The sequence below is a fragment of the Pseudopedobacter sp. genome (genome assembly GCF_040392825.1).
Taxonomy (GTDB): Bacteria; Bacteroidota; Bacteroidia; order Sphingobacteriales; family Sphingobacteriaceae; genus Pseudopedobacter.
Map to the genome: position 1 here is coordinate 1 of NZ_JBEBVH010000060.1, position 17625 is coordinate 17625.

General features: G+C 35.5%; 18 protein-coding genes. 6 read left to right on the plus strand and 12 right to left on the minus strand.

The genetic code is table 11. The features are described from left to right. The 7 genes from groEL to miaB form a co-directional block, all read right to left on the minus strand. Nucleotides 1–763 (minus strand): chaperonin GroEL (gene groEL / locus ABWO41_RS06210; protein ID WP_353135081.1); only part of this gene is annotated, 763 nt, incomplete at its 3' end. A 104-nt stretch (nucleotides 764–867) separates the two neighbouring features. Next, nucleotides 868–1143: a co-chaperone GroES gene (locus tag ABWO41_RS06215; protein WP_353135084.1), complete on the minus strand. Its 276-nt coding sequence runs from the start codon at nucleotides 1141–1143 to the stop codon at nucleotides 868–870. A 508-nt stretch (nucleotides 1144–1651) separates the two neighbouring features. Then, on the minus strand, nucleotides 1652–1996 hold the full coding sequence (gene secG / locus ABWO41_RS06220) for a preprotein translocase subunit SecG (protein ID WP_353135087.1): 345 nt from the start codon (nucleotides 1994–1996) through the stop codon (nucleotides 1652–1654). A gap of 5 nt (nucleotides 1997–2001) precedes the next feature. Beyond that, entirely contained in the window at nucleotides 2002–3156 is a 1155-nt protein-coding gene (locus ABWO41_RS06225) for a DUF8458 domain-containing protein (RefSeq protein WP_353135090.1), read from the minus strand. Further along, entirely contained in the window at nucleotides 3143–3655 is a 513-nt protein-coding gene (locus ABWO41_RS06230) for an LptE family protein (protein WP_353135093.1), read from the minus strand. The genes ABWO41_RS06225 and ABWO41_RS06230 overlap by 14 nt, the downstream gene beginning before the upstream one ends. After that, nucleotides 3655–4902, minus strand: coding sequence for a sigma-54 interaction domain-containing protein (locus ABWO41_RS06235; protein ID WP_353135096.1), 1248 nt, complete (start codon nucleotides 4900–4902; stop codon nucleotides 3655–3657). Before ABWO41_RS06235 ends, ABWO41_RS06230 begins: the two co-directional genes overlap by 1 nt. A 90-nt stretch (nucleotides 4903–4992) precedes the next feature. Continuing rightward, nucleotides 4993–6414 carry a tRNA (N6-isopentenyl adenosine(37)-C2)-methylthiotransferase MiaB gene (miaB, locus tag ABWO41_RS06240; RefSeq protein WP_353135099.1) on the minus strand — a complete coding sequence of 474 codons (1422 nt, stop codon included), beginning with the start codon at nucleotides 6412–6414 and terminating at the stop codon, nucleotides 4993–4995. 127 nt (nucleotides 6415–6541) lie between these two features. On the opposite strand from miaB, the gene ABWO41_RS06245 reads away from it, so the two are divergent. Both ABWO41_RS06245 and ABWO41_RS06250 read left to right on the plus strand, forming a co-directional pair. Continuing rightward, nucleotides 6542–8329, plus strand: coding sequence for a hypothetical protein (locus ABWO41_RS06245; protein WP_353135102.1), 1788 nt, complete (start codon nucleotides 6542–6544; stop codon nucleotides 8327–8329). Nucleotide 8330: 1 nt separating this feature from the next. Further along, nucleotides 8331–9638, plus strand: coding sequence for a serine hydrolase domain-containing protein (locus ABWO41_RS06250; RefSeq protein WP_353135105.1), 1308 nt, complete (start codon nucleotides 8331–8333; stop codon nucleotides 9636–9638). Between the two features lie 61 nt (nucleotides 9639–9699). On the opposite strand, the gene ABWO41_RS06255 is transcribed toward ABWO41_RS06250, so the two are convergent. From ABWO41_RS06255 to ABWO41_RS06265, 3 genes are all read right to left on the minus strand, one after another. Then, nucleotides 9700–10764, minus strand: coding sequence for a branched-chain amino acid aminotransferase (locus tag ABWO41_RS06255; RefSeq protein WP_353135108.1), 1065 nt, complete (start codon nucleotides 10762–10764; stop codon nucleotides 9700–9702). A 147-nt stretch (nucleotides 10765–10911) separates the two neighbouring features. Beyond that, the gene (locus ABWO41_RS06260) at nucleotides 10912–11574 is read right to left on the minus strand and encodes a YceH family protein (protein WP_353135111.1); all 663 of its coding nucleotides are present in this window, start codon (nucleotides 11572–11574) and stop codon (nucleotides 10912–10914) included. A gap of 69 nt (nucleotides 11575–11643) precedes the next feature. Further along, on the minus strand, nucleotides 11644–12939 hold the full coding sequence (locus tag ABWO41_RS06265; RefSeq protein WP_353135114.1) for an HAD-IB family phosphatase: 1296 nt from the start codon (nucleotides 12937–12939) through the stop codon (nucleotides 11644–11646). Nucleotides 12940–13304: 365 nt separating this feature from the next. On the opposite strand from ABWO41_RS06265, the gene ABWO41_RS06270 reads away from it, so the two are divergent. Together ABWO41_RS06270 and ABWO41_RS06275 are read left to right on the plus strand one after the other, a co-directional pair. Next, entirely contained in the window at nucleotides 13305–13505 is a 201-nt protein-coding gene (locus tag ABWO41_RS06270; RefSeq protein WP_353135117.1) for a DUF2683 family protein, read from the plus strand. Further along, the gene (locus ABWO41_RS06275) at nucleotides 13496–13753 is read left to right on the plus strand and encodes a Txe/YoeB family addiction module toxin (protein WP_353135120.1); all 258 of its coding nucleotides are present in this window, start codon (nucleotides 13496–13498) and stop codon (nucleotides 13751–13753) included. The genes ABWO41_RS06270 and ABWO41_RS06275 overlap by 10 nt, the downstream gene beginning before the upstream one ends. A gap of 5 nt (nucleotides 13754–13758) precedes the next feature. On the opposite strand, the gene ABWO41_RS06280 is transcribed toward ABWO41_RS06275, so the two are convergent. Further along, nucleotides 13759–14727 carry an NAD-dependent epimerase/dehydratase family protein gene (locus ABWO41_RS06280; protein WP_353135123.1) on the minus strand — a complete coding sequence of 323 codons (969 nt, stop codon included), beginning with the start codon at nucleotides 14725–14727 and terminating at the stop codon, nucleotides 13759–13761. A 275-nt stretch (nucleotides 14728–15002) separates the two neighbouring features. Between ABWO41_RS06280 and ABWO41_RS06285 the strand changes: the two genes are divergently transcribed. Continuing rightward, nucleotides 15003–16187, plus strand: coding sequence for a formimidoylglutamase (locus ABWO41_RS06285; protein WP_353135126.1), 1185 nt, complete (start codon nucleotides 15003–15005; stop codon nucleotides 16185–16187). Between the two features lie 7 nt (nucleotides 16188–16194). Then, nucleotides 16195–17307, plus strand: coding sequence for a redoxin domain-containing protein (locus ABWO41_RS06290; RefSeq protein ID WP_353135129.1), 1113 nt, complete (start codon nucleotides 16195–16197; stop codon nucleotides 17305–17307). An 86-nt stretch (nucleotides 17308–17393) separates the two neighbouring features. Here the strand turns inward: ABWO41_RS06290 and ABWO41_RS17230 are convergent, their stop codons facing one another. Beyond that, entirely contained in the window at nucleotides 17394–17507 is a 114-nt protein-coding gene (locus tag ABWO41_RS17230) for a type II toxin-antitoxin system YoeB family toxin (RefSeq protein WP_502945634.1), read from the minus strand. Nucleotides 17508–17625: the final 118 nt, after the last annotated feature.

A 17625-nucleotide genomic window follows, 5' to 3' on the forward strand; every position in this document is an offset into this window, starting at 1 on the left:
CTAAATCTTCAGCAATAATCAACAATGGTTTACCAGTTTGAACTTGTTTTTCTAATACTGGCAACAATTCCTTCATGTTGCTGATTTTCTTATCGTAGATTAAGATATAAGGGTTTTCTAATTCTACTTCCATTTTATCAGCATTGGTTACGAAGTAAGGAGAAAGATAACCTCTGTCAAACTGCATACCTTCTACAGTTTTAACTTCAGTCTCTGTACCTTTAGCTTCTTCAACAGTGATAACACCGTCTTTACCAACTTTAGACATTGCTTCTGCAATTAAAGAACCAATAACATCATCGTTATTTGCAGAGATAGAAGCAACTTGTTTGATTTTATTATTGTCTTCACCTACAGTTTGAGATTGAGATTGTAGGTTATCTACAACAACAGCAACAGCTTTATCAATACCACGTTTTAAATCCATAGGATTTGCACCAGCAGCTACGTTTTTAATACCTGCAGTGATAATAGCTTGTGCTAAAACAGTCGCCGTAGTTGTACCATCTCCTGCGATATCTGCAGTTTTTGAAGCAACTTCTTTAACCATTTGTGCACCCATGTTCTCTAAAGCATCTTTTAATTCGATTTCTTTAGCAACGGTAACACCGTCTTTAGTAACAACCGGAGAACCGAATTTCTTATCGATAATTACGTTTCTTCCTTTTGGACCCAATGTTACTTTTACTGCATTAGCTAATTTATCAACACCGTTTTTTAACGCGTCTCTAGCTTCTACGTTATATTTGATTTGTTTTGCCATTTCTTTTTTTGTATTTAGCACTTAGTAGCAAGTATTGAGGACACCTGCATACTTATAATTTATAAAGTTTGTTAAATCTTGATACTTAATACTGAAATCTTATACTACAACACAGCATAGATATCAGCTTCACGCATGATTAAATATTCTTTGCCTTCATAGGTAAGTTCTGTTCCAGAATATTTTCCATACAACACTTTGTCGCCAACTTTAACCGTTAAAGGTTCGTCTACTTTACCGTTACCTACTGCTACAACTGTACCGCTTTGAGGTTTTTCTTTTGCTGTATCTGGGATATAAATTCCCGAAGCTGTTTTCTCTTCTGCAGGAGCTGGTTCTACCACTACTCTGTCTGCGATAGGTTTAATGTTTAACGCCATAATTATATTCTTTTAAGTTTTTTGAGTTTATATTTTAAATGTTTTACCCTTCAATATCATAGAATATGCCAAAGCCATTTTATGACAGATTTTCACTAAACAAGCATCGTTCTGTAAATATTTCATCCTGTGTTGGTGCCAGCTTGACAGCTGTTACCGACAATTTACTGACATAGCTATGTTATTTCTGCAAAATAGGGATTTAGCCGAGGTTTCACAATAAAGAAAAGTCAGAAACTGGATTATTTATTATCAAAAACGGATAACCCGAGTTCATTATTACCTTATGGTAATACCGAACTTCGCTTAGCCAGTTTTCAGAAAGTTGTTTCAGGATCGTTTAAGACAACATCTTAGTTTACTTTGAGGAATTTAGTTCGTTTAACATAACAAAAAGGTGATTAATGAAAAACTGCAGATATGTCAACCAGACATTTAGAAGTCAAACCTCCAAAATAAAAAAGCCACCCAAAAAGGTGGCTTAAATATCTCGACAAATTAATCTTGATTATTTCTTAGTTGTATCAGCCGTATTTCCTTCTTTCATTGCCGGTAATGAAGATGGAACTGCTGTTTTATCAATTTGCTCCTGAATTCTTGAATTAGAAGGACTAGTACTGTTACCTGCAGGTGCCGTAGCATTCAGGTTAATTAAAAGTGCCAACACAAACAATGCAATTGCTAATCCCCAGCTTCCTTTTTCCAAAAAGTCTCCAGTTCTTTGAACTCCCATGATATTATTAGATGAAGAAAAACCTGAAGTTAAGCCTCCACCTTTAGGATTTTGCACTAATACAATAAGTACCAATAAGATAGCTACTACGATAGCTAGTATAACTAATAAAGTCGTCATATATTTTAATTAACCTTTAACTCTAAATATTTTATCTGGCTGGCAAAGTAAGCGTTTTTTTCCGGATATTTCAAACTTAATTTTCTGTAAATATCTAAGGCTTTGTGATAAAGCATTTGTTCTACATATATTTTAGCCAGGGTTTCCGATACTAATTCGTTATGATCTTCCGAACTTTTCTTTGCCTTGTTTTCCGTATCAATTTTATCAGCTCTGGGCGCAGTGATGTGCGGTTCCTCTTTTATAAATCGCTCAATAATCTGATGTTCTTTTTTAAGGAAGTCGAAATGTACCGTTTGCTTATTTCCTTCAACTTCATCAACAGAAGTTAAATGGAAGATATTTTCTACTATCTGATGCTCGAGTTCGTCTTTCTCTTGCTGAACGGGATCAGGATTATCTAAATAATAGTCAGCATACGGTCTGATATTTTCGTATTGCTTTCTTGTCTTATTCAGCCACCACAAAAAAGTATAAGGCAATCTATCTTCATGATATCTGAAGATGTGCCCTTGCTTAACTGCAGGCAGATGCTCTCCATCGGGTTCCTTACCTTCTGCTTCAAATTCTTGGCTTATTTCTTCTCTTAAAAATTCGTCGCCTAAAGTTTCAATATATGGAGCTTCGGCAGTTAAAGGTTTTACAATTTCTTCCTGAATTTCCTTTTTTGAATCTATTTCTTCTGCTTCAATTGGCAATTCATAAGTGATCTCCTCCAAATTGATTTCAGATTCTGACAAAGCATTTGATTTTTCGGCAGTAAGAACAATCTCGGGTTCTAAGTGAGGAGCTATTTCTTCAAAAACTTCTTCTTGTATGTCTTCTACCGTTTCTGCTCCTTTTAAATCTAAAGTTCTAAAGTCCTCCGGATTAAAAATCACATCATACAGTACGTTTCTGGAGGGTACAATTGCAGCAGCTTCTGCCAAATGCTTTTCATAAGAAGAGGTCCCTATAGCACATCTGGCTGCCAGCAGATAAAAAGCCTGGCAATATGGATAGGCGTTTTTTAAAGCTACCATTTTTCCCAGATCCTTTTCTTCCAACTCTTCTAAATCGAAAAGACTTTTTAAAGCTGGCTCCTCTATATTTTTTAACTCTTCTTGCTGCACTCTTATTGTTATGACTTGTGAAATTAATAAAACACTACCAATTAGCAAAAGCTCTGTTATAAATGTCTTCTGTTAGTTGCTGATTTATATCTTTTATTAATGATTGCTCTACACTGGCAAACGAAGTAGAAGATGAGAAATCTTTATATCTGGTAAAACTCTGGTCGAAACTTTTATCTGGTTCTATGGCATTTACATACTTTACCTGTACGGTTATAGACAACCTGTTTTGTTCTGCAGTAGGCATATTACCTCCCTGAATAGAAACAGGCTGAATAGTATAACTGGTAATTTTACCTTCAAAATGTGCATCTCCTTCTGTTCTGATAAAACTTAAGGAAGTCTGATTTCTGATACGCTCTTTTAATGATTCGGTAAAAGCCTGGCTTAAAGTAGGAACAACCAGGGGTGCTACATTTTCAAAAAGTGACACCGATACCGTTTTCATTCCTGCTGAAATTGACCCTCCCGTAAAAGAATAAATCCCACAACCTTTAACTGCAAACAACAAAGGCAATAATAAGTATAAAGCAAATTTCCTCTTCATTAGCTGAGATTTAGTTCCTTAATTTTTCTATACAGGGTACGTTCAGATATGCCCAGCTCTTCCGCAGCAGATTTTCTTTTGCCTTTATGTTTCTTCAGAGCTTTTTTAATCATGTCTGCTTCCTTATCTACCAAAGACAGAGATTCTTCTACTTCCTCGGCTTCTGTATCGGCTATTCTGTAATCGTCATTTCTTGAAAGAGGTGGCTGTATAGTTAAAGATGTATTATTATCTGACATATGATGATGGATATCTCTATCGTTATCATATAATGTATTCAGGATATGAGGATTATTTTCAGCAAAAGCAGAAACATTGCCTCCATTGTTTATAATTTCTGCAACCAGCTTCTTCAGCTCTATCATATCCTTTTTCATATCGAAAAGTACCTTATATAAAAGATCTCTTTCTGAAAAGTCTTCTTTCTTCGAAGACCCGATCATCATAGGTAAGGAAGTTCCAGCGTTTTCTACCGGAATATACTGTAATAAAGTTGGACCGGTTACATATCTTTCTTTTTCCAATACAGAAATCTGCTCAGCTATATTCTTCAACTGCCTAACATTACCCGGCCAGGAATAATTTGTAAGAATTTCTATAGCATCGGGAGACAAGGTCACATTAGGTGAACGATATTTATCTGTAAAATCTGCAACAAATTTTCGGAACAACAAATAGATGTCTTCTTTTCTCTCTCTTAAAGGTGGTATTTTTAAAGGGACGGTATTTAAACGGTAATAAAGATCCTCCCTGAATTTGCCGGCTTTTACAGCCTCATACATATCTACGTTTGTAGCAGCAATAACTCTTACATTTGTTTTTTGCACTTTGGAAGAGCCTACACGTATATATTCGCCGGATTCTAAAACACGCAACAATCTTGCCTGTGTACCCAAAGGCAACTCTCCTACTTCATCTAAAAAAATAGTGCCACCGTTTACTACTTCAAAGTAACCCTTTCTGGCTTCATGTGCTCCGGTAAAAGAACCTTTTTCGTGGCCGAAAAGCTCAGAATCTATAGTCCCTTCTGGAATAGCCCCACAGTTTACCGCAATAAACGGCCCATGCTTACGGGCACTTAATTGATGGATGATATGTGAAAATACTTCCTTTCCCGAACCACTTTCTCCTGTAATTAAAACTGTAATATCTGTTGGAGCAACCTGTCTGGCAATATCTATAGCTCTATTTAACAATATAGAGTTACCTATAATGCCGAACCTTTGTTTTATATCCTGTACATCCATTTCTTTTGAGTATTGAGAAGTGAGTATTGCGTATAGAGTCCAACATACAGGTGTCTCATTACTCAATACTCATATCTCACATCTATCTGATTAAACAACTTTGCCAATTAGTGTAGCACTGGTTCCTCTTTCAATCAAAACGTTAACATATTCTCCAGGTTTGTAGGTTTCGGATACGGGGAATACCACCATACAGTTTTGATCGTTTCTTCCGCAGTAATCTTCTTTAGATTTTTTGGAAAATCCTTCTATCAGCACTTTTTCCACTTTGCCTATATGTTGTTGTAACCTGTAATAGCCATGTTGCTGCTGAAGTGCGATTACTTCTTCCAATCTTCGCTTTTTAACAGCTTCAGGCACATCATCTTCAAACTTTTTAGCAGCAGGTGTTCCTGGTCTTTCCGAATAAGAGAACATATAAGCGAAATCATATTTCACAAACTCCTGCATACTTAATGTTTCCTGGTGCTCTTCTTCTGTTTCTGTACAGAAACCGGTTATAATATCTGTAGAAATTGCACACTCTGGCAATATTCTTCTTATAGCATTGATTTTCTCCATATACCACGCCCTGTCATAAGTCCTGTTCATCACTTCCAATATTCGGGAATTTCCAGATTGAACCGGTAAATGGATATATTTACAGATGTTCTCGTACTTTGCCATGGTATAAAGTACTTCATCTGTAATATCTTTTGGATGAGAGGTGGAGAATCTCACTCTTAATTCCGGACTCACCAAAGCGACTTTTTCTAGAAGCTGCGCAAAATTTACGCTTTCCGCACTTTCTTCTTCGCCCGATTTCCACTTGTAAGAATCTACGTTTTGTCCCAAAAGCGTAACTTCTCTATAGCCTGCATCGAATAGATCCTGAGCTTCTTTTACAACAGAATACGGATCGCGACTACGCTCTCTACCTCTGGTAAACGGCACTACACAGAAAGAACACATATTATCACAACCTCTCATGATAGAGATAAATGCAGTAATTCCGTTAGAGTTCAATCTCACCGGATTTATATCGGCATAAGTTTCTTCTCTGGAAAGTAAAACATTAACTGCCTTATTACCTTCATCTACTTTTCCAATCAAATTTGGTAAGTCACGATAAGCGTCCGGTCCAACTACTAAGTCAACAATTTTTTCTTCCTCCAGGAATTTAGACTTCAAGCGTTCTGCCATACATCCTAATACACCAATAAGCATATCTGGCTTTTTAACTTTAGAAGCACCAAACTGTTTCAGTCTATTCCTAACCCTTACTTCTGCATTCTCCCGAATAGAACAGGTATTAATAAATACTACATCTGCTTCGGTATAATCAGGCGTAGTTACAAATCCTGCATCAGAAAGAATAGACGCGACAATCTCACTATCAGAAAAATTCATCTGACAACCGTAACTCTCTACATAAAGCTTCCTTCCTGTATGGTTTTTAGACGATTCTAAAACCAAAGCTTCTCCTTGCCTGCTTTCGTCGTGTTCTTTAGACGGAATATTTAAATCTAACATCTTAATAATTTGGGATACAAAGATAACCTTTTTCTATAAAAAATGACAGTTTGTCAGCTTTAATAATTTTCTAATAATAATTACGGCCAAATTATTGAACGTTAATTTATTTATATATTTATACTGCATGATAAAAAACATTATACCGAAGAAAAGACATCAATTAAAAAGACTGGTTATTGTACTTTCTATTATTGCTTTTATTTTTGTTGGAGCCGTTTTATTTATTGCTTTCAGATGGAAACCTATCCTCACTAATACCATAGAAAACACCGTGCTCAATGTTTCAGACAGCTTGTATAAAGTTCATTTTTCAGATATAGATCTGAACTTATTTACTGGAAGCGTTTACTTCAAAAACATTGATATTAAAGCCGATTCCAACGTTTATTTCAAAATGATCAAACAAGGGATTGCTCCGGAAAATATTTTCAACCTTAAGATCAAAGAACTGAATATTAAAAATATCAAACCAATAAAGGTCTATCTGAACAGAAAGTTGGATATTCGTGAGATTAAGATTTTAGAACCTGAACTCACACTCACTTATACGCGTTTAAAGAATAAATTAAATAAACGCATCGACAATAGATCTACATACGAAAAAATTAAAAACACGCTAAAATCGGCCAAATTAGACCATCTTATATTAAATGAAATTGCTTTCACTTACATTGATAAATCACTTAAAGCACCAGAAATAACCAAGATAAATCGCGTAAGTATAAATGTTAAAGACATATTGATAGATTCAATATCTCAATTTGATTCTACACGGATTTTTCATTCAAAAAATATTGCTGTACAACTCAGTGATTTTTTATATCCTACCGGAGATTCTTTATATCATATTAAGATAGGCGGTCTAAATGTATCTACCGAACAAAAAAACCTGGTTGTAAGAGACTTCCAATTATTACCAAGATATAAGGAAATGGAGTTTTCAAATCTTTTTGAAAGACAAAATGAGCGCTATAGTTTAGTTTTGGACAGTATTTCGCTGGATGATATTGATTTTCATGGCCTGATAGATAACAGAACTATAAACGCCCGGAAATTGTCTTTAAACAGAGGGAAACTAGCCGTTTTTCTCAATCGGGCAAAACCAAAAAAACTAATTGATAAAGCGCAAAACTACCCGCATGTAGCCTTAAAAAGAATCAACTGGTCGGTCAATACCGATACTGTTGCCATAAAAGGTATTGATATTCGTTATTCGGAATACATGCCCAATACCGCAGCTAAAGGCACTGTTACTTTTTACAATCTTAACGGTCATATTCTGCGAGTAACAAATGATTCTGTTTTGCTTAGCCAACGTAAACATATAGATGCTTATCTTCAAACTTCTTTTTTGGGAAGAGCTGATTTGAACGTCCATATTAAATTTAATGTATTAGACAAAAATGCTCCATTTTCATATGATGGAAGTATAAAAAACTTAGAATTAAATGCACTAAATCCTATTTCAAAGCCATTGGCAAAGATTTCATTCGCTTCCGGAAAAATAACTAATTTAAGTTTTTCAGTTAATGCCAATACACAGGGCGGAGGCGGAACAGTAAAGATTCTATATGATGATTTAAAAATAAATCTCATGAAAAAAGAATCAGAAAAAACCAATTTCAGAAAAATGGGCTTATTATCATTTTTAGCTAATGCACTAGTTATTAACGAATCTAATCCTACTAAAGATGAACCGGTACGAATATCTCACCCATATTACAGCCGACCCCACGATGCTTCTTTTTTCAATGTGATGTGGAAAGTTATATTTTTGGGGTTTAAGGAAACAATTGGCATTACGAAAGAAAAGGAAGCAGAAATTAAGGCTACAGCAGAAAAATTTAAAGAACGGCAGAAAAGAAGAGAAGAAAGAAAGTTAAGAAGACAAAAACGTAAAGAAGAAAAATAATATGACAAAGAAATTTGCAAATGTACTTTTGCTACTGTCCGCTACAATTATATTAAATTCTTGTTCAGAAAAAGTCAATAATAAACTTGTAGCAGCCAGCAACCTGAAAAGGTTAGGCATAAAAGAAGAAAACCTGCATAGTTTAGATAGTTTATTAGGCTCGGCACTTATTAATAACTGGACTGCCGGTGCAACAGCATTAGTTGCAAAGGAAGGACAGGTTGTTTATTATAAAGGATTAGGTTTTAAAGATAGAGAAAATAAAGTGCTGATGGTTCCAATGGATTTATTCAGGATTGCTTCTATGACAAAGCCTATAGTATCTGTCGCTGCTTTGCAATTGGTAGAAGAGGGCAAATTAAAGCTGGATGATCCGGTATCTAAATACATTCCTCAATTTAAAAATGCACAGGTTTTGGCGTCTTTTAATGAAGCCGACACGACATACACCACAGTGCCTGCAAAAAAAGAAATTACTGTACGCAATTTAATGACGCATACTTCGGGAATTGGCTACGGATTTGGGGATAAGCGTTTAAAAATGATTTATGATAAGAACAATATTCCTGACCTGGCAACTACTCAAAAACTGGTACTTGATTCTGTAATGCAAAAATTAGGAACTTTACCCTTAGGTGTTCAACCGGATTCAAAATTCTATTATGGTTTAAATACCGATGTTTTAGGAAGAGTTATCGAAGTCGCTTCAGGAAAACCTTTAGACTCCGTACTTATTAAAAAGATATTTGAGCCATTAGGAATGAACGATACTCATTTTTTCCTCCCTCCGCAAAAAACACGCAGACTGGCAACTATGTACAGCGAAACTAAGGAAGGCAGACTAATCAGAACAGAACCTGTGCAGGGTAAAAACACCATTAATTATCCTGTAAGCGGCGCCAAGACTTATCTTTCTGGCGGGTCTGGTTTAGTTTCCAACATTGATGATTATGCCAAATTCCTTCAAATGTTATTAAATAAAGGCTCTTACGCAGGAAAGACCATATTAAAACCGGAAACCATAGATACCATGACTGTTAATCAGATTGGTAATCTTAAAGTCGGAAAAGCCAATAAATTCGGATTAGGACTTGAAATCACTACTGCGGAAGGAGCCGAAAACGGTGCAAAACCAGGAAAACTAAGCTGGGCAGGAGCATTTAATACAACCTTCTGGATAGATCCAAACAGGAAATCTATTGCAATCTTAATGACACAGGTTTATCCTGCCATCCACAAAAAAGAGCTTTATCGCAAATTTGAAACTTTGGTAAACAGAGCTTTGGACGAAGAGCCGAAGAAGAAGTAAATTGTATATACAAAAGAAGCCGATAAGTTCATTATCGGCTTCTTCTTTGTATTTTGTTTTATTATTTTACCAAAAAATTCCAGCCAAACTCATCAGCAATTCGTCCGTAACGTAAGTCGTTTAAATATACCAACACCTTCTCTGAAAACTCTCTTCCTTCAACCGGAGGTAATTCATATAATTTACCTTCGTACCCAATAGTAGAAATTGGGGTAATTGTAGCAGCTGTTCCGGCAGCAAAGGCTTCCAATACAGTTCCATTTTCAATACCTTCAATAAGCTCCTGAACAGAAACTTTTCTTTGTTCTGCTTTATAACCAAAGTGTTCAGCCAATTCCATAATAGTCCTTCTGGTTACTCCATGCAAAATGGTATCTCCATGCGGAGTAATTATGGTATCTCCAATTCTAAACACCAAGTTGGCTGTACCTGCTTCTTCAATATACTTATGCTCTTTTGCATCAGTCCACATTAACTGGTCAAAACCCTCATCATTCGCAATTTTAGTTGGATATAAAGAAAGCGCATAATTTCCAGCATTTTTTGAGAATCCTACACCTCCCTCTGCTGCACGGGTGTAATGAGTTTCAACCTTTAGTTTTAATGGTTTGTTATAATAAGCTCCTACAGGACCCGTCATAATTACAAACTTGTAAGCTACAGAAGGATGTACACCTAAAGCCACTTCTGTTGCAAACATAAACGGTCTGATATATAAAGATGTTCCCGCAGCACCAGGCACCCAACCTCTGTCCAAATCCAATAATTGCTTTAAACCATCAAGAAAAATTTCTTTAGGAACTTCAGGCATTTCTAATCTAACTGCCGATTTGTTGAATCTTTCCCAGTTTTTGTCTGGCCTGAAAATGCTGACCGTTCCATCTGCAAATTTATAAGCTTTAATCCCTTCAAAAATTGACTGTCCGTAGTGCAAAACGGAAGTCGCCGGATCTAAACTGAAATTGCCATAAGGAACAATTTCACAGCTTTGCCATTTGCCGTTTGCGTAATCTGCGACCAGCATGTGATCAGAAAAATACTTTCCAAACGATAAATTGTCAAAATCCACAGATGATAAACGAGAGTTCTCTGTTCTCGTTGTCTTAATTTCAAGCGTCTCTAACATGGGCTTATTATTCAAGAATATAGGTGCAAAAATACAACATTTTACAGTATTAAAAACGCTAAGTCCTCCAAATTTTTTACATTATAACGAATCCAAATAATCTACCATTTTTTCCAGACAACAAAGATTTAAAAAGTACTAGAAATATTACCCCATCAATTCCTTCATTAGCTTATTAAAAGATTCTTTAAGTTCTGCCAGCTCGTGTTCTACTACAGAAAGCCTTTGTTCTAATTCGCTTACATTTCTTCTTGCCGGTTCTTCCTGAAATATATCATCCTCATCGGCTATGACTTCTCCTCCTAAAAGGTGAGCATATCTGGCTTCTTTTTGTCCGGCTCTTTTTTGCAATTGAACAACGTAAGGCATTTCTCCTGAAGACAATCTTTCCAGATTTCCGATAACTTCTTCTATAGACTCAAACTCATATAACCTTCCCGAATTTGTATTTAATTCTCCCGGTGTTTGTGGCCCCCTTAACAACAGCAGACACAAAATGGCTAAATCTGATGGAACAACCGGAAAAAGTATTGCAAAGTTATGTTTGTATTTAACCACTCTGCTCCCACCGCCTGTTACAGTAGAGATAAGTCTCTTTTTCTTTAAAGAATCTAAAGTAAGAACAACGGTTTCTTCATCATAGTCTACAACAGGTTTTCTGGACGATTTTTGATTACATGCAGCAGTTAAGGCATTTAAAGTCATCGGGTAATAGTCTGGTGTCGTCCTGCTTTTTTCTATTAAACTGCCTAAAACTCTTTGTTCTTCTGCATTTAAAATAGGTAATAACTCGTGTTGTTCCTGGTTCATGATTGTAGTGCGTTAATAGTAAAAAAGGCATTTTGATTTAACCAAAATGCCTTTTCCAATTTAAGGAAATTAATATAAAATCCTAAACTTTATGGTATTTTCTACAGTCCGTAACTCTTTAATTACTGCTTTGTCATATTGCTTATTGATATCTGTAATTACGTAACCAATTCTTGGTGTGGTCATTAAGAACTGACTCACAATATTGATATTATGCTTGGCAAAGACCTTTGTAATTTCGGACATTACACCTGGCACATTTTTGTGGATATGAATTAGTCTGTGTGCATTATCCATCTTTGGCAATTGCAGATTAGGGAAATTAGAACTTTTATATGTTGTTCCCGTATTAATAAAATCGGCAACTCTTCTTGCGACAATTTTCTTATTCTCGGTTGCTGATTTAGCACTTTCAAAAACGACAATTCCTTTCTCGGCACAAATGTCGTAATTAATTCTTCCCTTGGCTTTTCCAAAATAACCGATAGTCTTCAATTTTTCCGCTCTTCTTAAAGTTTCGTCAGACACACTTTCGCCATCAGCCAAAAGCAACATACCTACATCTTTCACATATTTTTCCTCGAATGTTTCTTTATGACGAATAGAAAAACCATCTGTTTTCAGGAAGTCTATAGCTTTTTGTGGAACATTCCCTACCAAAAGACATAAAATTCTGTTCTTTGGATAAGAAATCGCCCTTGGTAACTGATTGATATACAAAAACTCATCGAAACTGGGAGTTACATGGTCAGCCTTTTCCGCAACGGTCTTACGTTCTATATTTTCTGTATAAGCGAAGAATTTTTTAATCAGGCCAGACTCCTTTAGCTGGAAATCAGAATAGCCGTCGCCTATTCCAAAAATATCTCCTTGCAGATTCAGATTATTTTGCAACAGTTTTACTTTCCCGCCCTCTTCAGATAAAGGATTCGACCTGTCGTAACCAATAATCTGCCCTTTTTCGTCAAAAACAAAGGTATTTGCATAGATATTTTCTTTCTTTATCCCATACGGTGTCACTACCGGCGTTATAAACTCCTTGAAACCGCCAGAAACAATCAACACCTCATCTGAATGATCTTTAAAAAATTTCTTATTTCTGGAAAATGATGAAGAAACTTTGGTTTTTAAGTGTTTAACTAGTTCTTTTAAGTGATTTTTATTAGCCTGTAATAATTTCACACGACCTTCCAGACTTTGCGAGAAAGACAATTTCCCTTCCATTGCCTGATTAGTTAAATCTTCTATTTTTTTGTAGATAGCTTCTCTTTCGGGATGATCTTTTAACGAGATTCTAGCTAACTCGTCTAATGCTTCCACCTGTGTGAAAGTACTGTCGAAATCTATTATAAAGTACTGATTCAAAACCTAAAAAAATTTTAAGCCCAAAGTTGCATAAAATGATTTAATAAAAAAGGAAGAAATTAGAATTATCCTGTTTTCTTATTGGGATTGCAGAAATGCTTTGCACTGGATCGAATTTCAAATCAGACACAATCTCCATTAAATCTTATTATCTTCTGATTGTTGAATTTCCTTTATCAGAGGCCTCTTGAGGGAACCACTGCTCGGACAAAGTATATTCAGAAAAAATCAAAGAGACTTTGAGTTTTGGAAAAAATCAGTTGATAAGATTATTCGGAAAAAGATATAAGCGCTTTTAGCAGACAAGTATTTTGGTAACTATTTTGCAGAATGAATTATCTATATTTGTATAAAACACAGAAATTATGGCCACTTTAACTATACAAGTACCAGATAACGAGAAAGAATTTATTATTAAATTGCTCAAAAAAGTTAATGTAAAAGTCATTAGTTCCGATAAAAGTTCATACGATCCTGATTTTGTTACAGAAGTAAAAAAATCAATTGCCGAAAGAAAAGCAGGAAAGAAGGGACTCAAAGTTGATGTTAACAATCTATGGAAATAATATTTCATGGAAAAGCAAAAAGAGACTTTGAGTTCTGGAAAAAATCAGGTGATAAGATTATTCAGAAAAAGATACAAGCTCTTTTAGCGGATATGCTTTTACATCCTTATGAGGGAATTGGTAAACCCGAAGCATTAAAATATGAATTTTCCGGACAATGGTCGATACGTATAAACAAAGAGCATCGTATTATTTATGATGTAACAGAAAACACTATCAATATATACTCCTTAAAAGGACATTATTAATATAATTATCCTTTCAAATTTCTTACCGTATTAACAATACTGTCACTTATTGGTTCAAATTCAAAATCTAAAGCATCTATAATTTTTTGATTGCTATACTCAGTCTGATTATAGGCTGCCGTTACCACATCTGCACTTAAACCAGCACTATTGCTCAAAAGCATATCGCCAATTACACTTACTTTCGCAGCCAATATCAGTTTCCATTTAGCAATTTCTTTTTGTTTTATCTGCATTTCATTAGCTACCAATATTTCATGGAAAAACCGTTGATAAGTATAATTTTCGGCATTGACGATATATCGTTCTCCTCTTATATTGCTCTCCATTAGGGCAATCATTGCCCCGGCTACGTCCTTTACATCAACTAAACCAATTTTTCCGTTAGTATAATATTTAAGGCCTTTTGATACCAGATTGAAGATTTGCCCACTCCCGCTTTTTCCTATATTTTCACCAATAATAACAGATGGATTTACAATAACGGCATTTAAACCTTCCTCAATCCCTCTCCATACTTCCATTTCGCCCCGATATTTAGAAATAGCATAGACTCCATTTTTGTCATAAGCATCCCAAACATTCTTTTCGCTGGCTGCTTCATTCGCTTTTGGATTACCTATTGCGGCTACTGAACTAACGTGAACCAATCTGATATCTCTTTCGAGGCATAGATTCACAATATTAGCTGTGCCTTCAACATTAATCTCATTTAGCAAATCTTCATTTTTTCTATTGAAAGAAACCATTGCTGCACAATGATAAACCTGTTGTATGCCTTCTATTGCCTGTTCCAGATTCGCCAGATCAAGGATATCCGCATCTACCCACTCTATACTCCCGGACAAAGGCAACAAAATATCCGGAATATTAGAATTTTCTCTTTTAGTACATCTAACGCTGTACCCTTTGGTTATAAGTTGACGTGTTAGCTCCGCTCCCAAAAAACCTGTTGCCCCGGTAACTAGAATCATAAAGTCGTAATTTAAAAGCAAAGTAACGCAAATAGTTAAAAATTCATAACAACTTTTACATTCGATAGCTATTTTGGAGAAAAATCGGATATTTGATGAATTGCAAAATTCAGGTCTTTTAGTAGAGTAATCAAAATATAATTCCTTCTTGATTTTCTATAAGTCTGTTTTTTGTTTTTATATTGAGCAATTAGATTTTACTATTTCTTTAACACAAATAACTAGTGCACTTTGTGTTTTTGATTTTTAACTTTTGAATTTAGACTTTATTATACATGTCTTTAGCAGATTTCTTTAATCCTATACACGCAGATAAAATAAGCCCTAAAAACGGCTATTTAAACAGTCAGCTAGGATCAAAAATAAAAACTTATACTACAGAGTTTCCAGATCTGTCTTCTAAGGAATTTGATATTGCTATTATTGGTGTGGCAGACGACAGAGGAAGTACAAATAATAATGGCTGTGCATTAGGCCCTGATTATATACGGGAGAAGCTATATACACTCCATGAAGGCGTTTTTAAATCGAAAATTGCAGACTTGGGTAATATCTTACCCGGCCATCAGTTATCTGACACCTATATTGCAGTTAAAAATGTCGTATCTGAATTGATTAAACAAGGTATTTTGCCTGTGATTATCGGCGGAAGCCAGGATATTACATACGGACAATATATGGGATATGAAAGTCTGGAAAAGAAAGTTGACCTGTTGGTAGTGGATTCCCATTTTGATATGAATGAAATTTATGACGACGGAAGTGTTCAAACCGATTCTGAATCTTATCTGAACCGTATTTTCCTTCATCAACCTAACTATCTGTTCAACTTTAGTAATTTAGGTTATCAAACGTATTTTGTTAGTCAGGACAGCCTAAGGGTTATGGAGAAATTATTCTTCGATACACTAAGACTTGGGGAAGTTAGCGGAGCTATTTATTTAGCGGAACCCAGTATAAGAAATGCAGATATGATCAGCTTTGATATCGGAAGCATCAGATCTGCAGATGCTATAGCCAATATGAATGCTATGCCAAATGGTTTTTATGGAGAAGAAGCCTGTCAGATTTGTCGTTATGCGGGTTATAGTGATAAATTAAGTTCTATAGGTTTTTATGAATTTAACCCGGCCTGCGATCAAAATGGTCAAACAGCTATGCTCGTCGCTCAAATGATATGGTGCTTTATGGATGGCTTCTATAACCGTAAAAAAGATTTCCCAATGAATCCAAAATCCGATTATATTGTTTATAAGACTGCTCTGCAAAATAATGAACATGAACTTATTTTTGTAAAAAGCAAAAAGACCGACAGATGGTGGATGCAGGTTCCATATCCTTCCGCCGGCTCTAAAAACGAACGTTTCCATTTTATCCCTTGTCTATACGAAGATTATAAATTAGCCGTTAGTGGAGAGATGCCTGACTTATGGTGGAGAACTTATCAAAAACTGATTTAATAAAGCAATGAAGAAAATACTTTTAGCACTTTTACTAAGCCCCAGCTTACTTTTTGCTCAAGAAAAATTTAGCCTTAAAGGCCAGGTAGATGCAAAGAATAACAACAAGAAAATATACTTGGTACACCTACAAGATCAGGGCGAAAAAATAGATTCTGCCATTATACAAAACGGCCAGTTCCACTTGGATATTCCATTAAGCAAACCCAGTATTGCAATCTTATTGCTCGATCATAAGGGTAACTCTCTAAAAAGTCAGGAACCTAAAGACGTATACCGCTTTTTTATAGAGCCAGGTCAGGCAACATTACAAGCTAAAGATTCTATAGCCAGAGCTAGTGTAAAAGGTTTGAAGATCTTTGACGACAATGCAGCATTTGAATCAGGCACAAAAGCAATTAATGATAAGCTGGGAGCTTTGAATATGGAATTTGCAGGTTTATCTGATGCAAAGAAAGCAGATCAGCAAGTATTGCTTTCGTTTCAGAAACGCTATAGTACCCTTATGGAAGAAAGACAAAGTATCATCAAAAAATTTGTGGCCAACCATCCGCAATCCTTTATTAGTCTTTATTACCTAAACAGCGACCTGGCTAATGACGAAATGAATGTACCGGAGATTGAGGCATTGTACAATGCTTTATCTGAAAACCTTAAATCTAACGTGTTTGGTAAAATGGTAAAGCAAAGAATTGAACAAGGAAAGGTAACAGGAATTGGTGTGGTTGCTTCTGACTTTGAAGAGAAAACGCCGGAAGGAATACCTTTAAAACTTTCTTCGTTTAAAGGCCAATATGTTTTGGTAGACTTTTGGGCTTCCTGGTGTATGCCTTGCAGACAGGAAAACCCCCATCTGGTAAATGCCTACGAAAAATACAAAGACAAAGGTTTTACAATTTTGGGTGTTTCTATAGATCAAAGTGCCGATGCCTGGAAAAAGGCCATTAAAACAGACGGTCTACTTTGGGCACAATTATTAGATACCACACAGAAGATTGCTGCTCAATATGGTATTGATGCTATTCCTAAAAACTATTTATTGGATAAGGAAGGAAAGATTATCGCAAAAAATTTGAGAGGATTAGCATTGGAAGAGAAACTTAAGGAGGTTCTGGAATAAGCCATTAACCTATTCAGTAATCACCGACTTTACTTTGTTAATAATGATAGCGGCATTGAAAAACAACGACCGTTTTATCTTTTAATTTATACGCCAGACGGATGTTCATGGTTGATACGACGTGACCACAATGCTAATGAGTTTTCTCTAAGTGCGTTTGGTTTCTCCGTTCTTTCGAATAAATTTCTGAATATTTCCATATTGGTTGGTTTATCTTCTTTAACCTGCCGTTTCCCTTGTTGATATTGCCCAATTGACTGAAATTCTATGGCACATTATTTTTGGTCAGTTTCCTAAAAAAATGTTAAAACAAAAAGG

Excerpts from the sequence above, each read along its gene's own strand:
- ABWO41_RS06215 (WP_353135084.1), bottom strand. The coding sequence starts at position 1,143 with ATGGCGTTAAACATTAAACCTATCGCAGACAGAGTAGTGGTAGAACCA.
- secG (WP_353135087.1), bottom strand. The coding sequence starts at position 1,996 with ATGACGACTTTATTAGTTATACTAGCTATCGTAGTAGCTATCTTATTG.
- ABWO41_RS06230 (WP_353135093.1), bottom strand. The coding sequence starts at position 3,655 with ATGAAGAGGAAATTTGCTTTATACTTATTATTGCCTTTGTTGTTTGCA.
- ABWO41_RS06235 (WP_353135096.1), bottom strand. The coding sequence starts at position 4,902 with ATGGATGTACAGGATATAAAACAAAGGTTCGGCATTATAGGTAACTCT.
- miaB (WP_353135099.1), bottom strand. The coding sequence starts at position 6,414 with ATGTTAGATTTAAATATTCCGTCTAAAGAACACGACGAAAGCAGGCAA.
- ABWO41_RS06245 (WP_353135102.1), top strand. The coding sequence starts at position 6,542 with ATGATAAAAAACATTATACCGAAGAAAAGACATCAATTAAAAAGACTG.
- ABWO41_RS06250 (WP_353135105.1), top strand. The coding sequence starts at position 8,331 with ATGACAAAGAAATTTGCAAATGTACTTTTGCTACTGTCCGCTACAATT.
- ABWO41_RS06255 (WP_353135108.1), bottom strand. The coding sequence starts at position 10,764 with ATGTTAGAGACGCTTGAAATTAAGACAACGAGAACAGAGAACTCTCGT.
- ABWO41_RS06260 (WP_353135111.1), bottom strand. The coding sequence starts at position 11,574 with ATGAACCAGGAACAACACGAGTTATTACCTATTTTAAATGCAGAAGAA.
- ABWO41_RS06270 (WP_353135117.1), top strand. The coding sequence starts at position 13,305 with ATGGCCACTTTAACTATACAAGTACCAGATAACGAGAAAGAATTTATT.
- ABWO41_RS06275 (WP_353135120.1), top strand. The coding sequence starts at position 13,496 with ATGGAAATAATATTTCATGGAAAAGCAAAAAGAGACTTTGAGTTCTGG.
- ABWO41_RS06280 (WP_353135123.1), bottom strand. The coding sequence starts at position 14,727 with ATGATTCTAGTTACCGGGGCAACAGGTTTTTTGGGAGCGGAGCTAACA.
- ABWO41_RS06285 (WP_353135126.1), top strand. The coding sequence starts at position 15,003 with ATGTCTTTAGCAGATTTCTTTAATCCTATACACGCAGATAAAATAAGC.
- ABWO41_RS06290 (WP_353135129.1), top strand. The coding sequence starts at position 16,195 with ATGAAGAAAATACTTTTAGCACTTTTACTAAGCCCCAGCTTACTTTTT.
- ABWO41_RS17230 (WP_502945634.1), bottom strand. The coding sequence starts at position 17,507 with ATGGAAATATTCAGAAATTTATTCGAAAGAACGGAGAAACCAAACGCA.